2 protein-coding genes are annotated in these 1,381 nt (G+C 42.4%); both read left to right on the top strand.

The window, feature by feature from the left end; translation table 11 throughout:
- Window positions 1-100: 100 nt before the first annotated feature.
- Window positions 101-454 (top strand): hypothetical protein, encoded by a 354-nt coding sequence (locus G505_RS23140; protein WP_157509278.1) that lies wholly within the window; start codon window positions 101-103, stop codon window positions 452-454.
- Window positions 455-980: 526 nt separating this feature from the next.
- Window positions 981-1,250 carry a hypothetical protein gene (locus G505_RS23145; RefSeq protein ID WP_157509279.1) on the top strand — a complete coding sequence of 90 codons (270 nt, stop codon included), beginning with the start codon at window positions 981-983 and terminating at the stop codon, window positions 1,248-1,250.
- Window positions 1,251-1,381: the final 131 nt, after the last annotated feature.

Here is a 1,381-nt window from a genome sequence, read left to right on the forward strand (position 1 = left end):
CGAGCATATGTATAACTGAGGAGCCGGATGCGGTAGTTCCGCACGTCCGGATCTGTGTGGGGGCGGTACAGGTAACTGGCCGCTCTACCACGACTATGCCATGAGAAAAATCGACGCCATCAAAAAGATTCAGACCTCTTTAGACGTCAGTAAACCTCAGATAATTACGCCGAAAGGTAAGGTTTATGAGGAGCATGTTCGACAACTGTCGGAGGGATTGCTTCAATCAATTATTGAGCCTGTATTAGCAAAAGTGACATCTACGATTATTCATGACGCGGATTACGATACGTACAGGTCAGTAACTGTTTGGGCCGTAGCCAGATCTGGCGTGAACTGGCTGTTAACAATCGAAGGGGTACAGCAGTTTGCGCTTGCATTTGGTTCAGATCCCTTAGATCTGAAGATGCATGGTTGCTCATCAAGTGATGCACTAGAAGAATGGTGTAGCTAGGCATATAACAAGGCACTGTAGGCGGATTTCAGCCAGCCCGGCTGCGCTCGTGCCTCGCGGAGTATAGCCGGGCAGTCTGCTCCCGCTAAGTGGAGCGTTATGTAACTAGGGAAAGTGATGCAACCTGAGAGTCAATCTTCAGAATTACGCCAATTAATTAAAGATGCTCGTTGGGGTATTTGGCTTTTCGTGATCGTTAATTTCTTTGTGTTAGTTTTCTTCTTCCTTGATGGCATATTTAATGAATTCGTATTTGTCTTATTGTTCATCCAATCAGCGCTACTTGTATTTTGGCTACTGCCTGTATTCTGCTATCAAGTTTTTATAAAGAAGTTGCGTGTTAAATTAGCAATGTATAAAGCATTAGCTTCGTACAAAGAAGCAATAAGTCACGTTTCGTGGTAGCGTTACATAACAAGCTGTTTAAGTGCGGGACCGCTAACGTTTGGCTCGGTTTCGCTTCGCTACACTATTTTAGCCAAACATTATCAGCCCCTTAACAGGGCGTTAGCTTACTCTAGGGTCTATGAGCAAATTTAGAGAATATGTATCTTTTGCAAACCGTTTAAGCTTATATTTCACAGTTTATATTACTGTGGTTGTAACTTTGGGCTGCTTTGTTAGTTTTTGGCAAGCATACAAAGATGTTGGTTTATCAGTGCTTTCAGAACGTCTATTAGTTATTTATGTCGTTCTTATTCCTGGTAGTTATGTGCTGTTTTTTCTAATAGGCTTATATAAATTTCATTTAGAGTATGGCTTTAAAAACAAAACATGGGAAAGTGACGGTTTTTAGTCAAATAGTAAGCTAACAAGCCAATCAAGCCGGACGTGAAGTTGACCCGTTTTAGTGGACACCAAAATCGTTAGATCGAGGTGTCACAATGCCTGCCTACAAGACAGGAAAACGAACCCAGCAGTACAGTC

This window comes from Ferrimonas futtsuensis DSM 18154 (genome assembly GCF_000422645.1).
GTDB classification, from domain to species: Bacteria; Pseudomonadota; Gammaproteobacteria; order Enterobacterales; family Shewanellaceae; genus Ferrimonas; species Ferrimonas futtsuensis.

Bases quoted from the DNA above. Each gene is read 5' to 3' on its own strand.
- G505_RS23145 (WP_157509279.1), top strand. From the start codon at position 981: ATGAGCAAATTTAGAGAATATGTATCTTTTGCAAACCGTTTAAGCTTA.
- G505_RS23140 (WP_157509278.1), top strand. From the start codon at position 101: ATGAGAAAAATCGACGCCATCAAAAAGATTCAGACCTCTTTAGACGTC.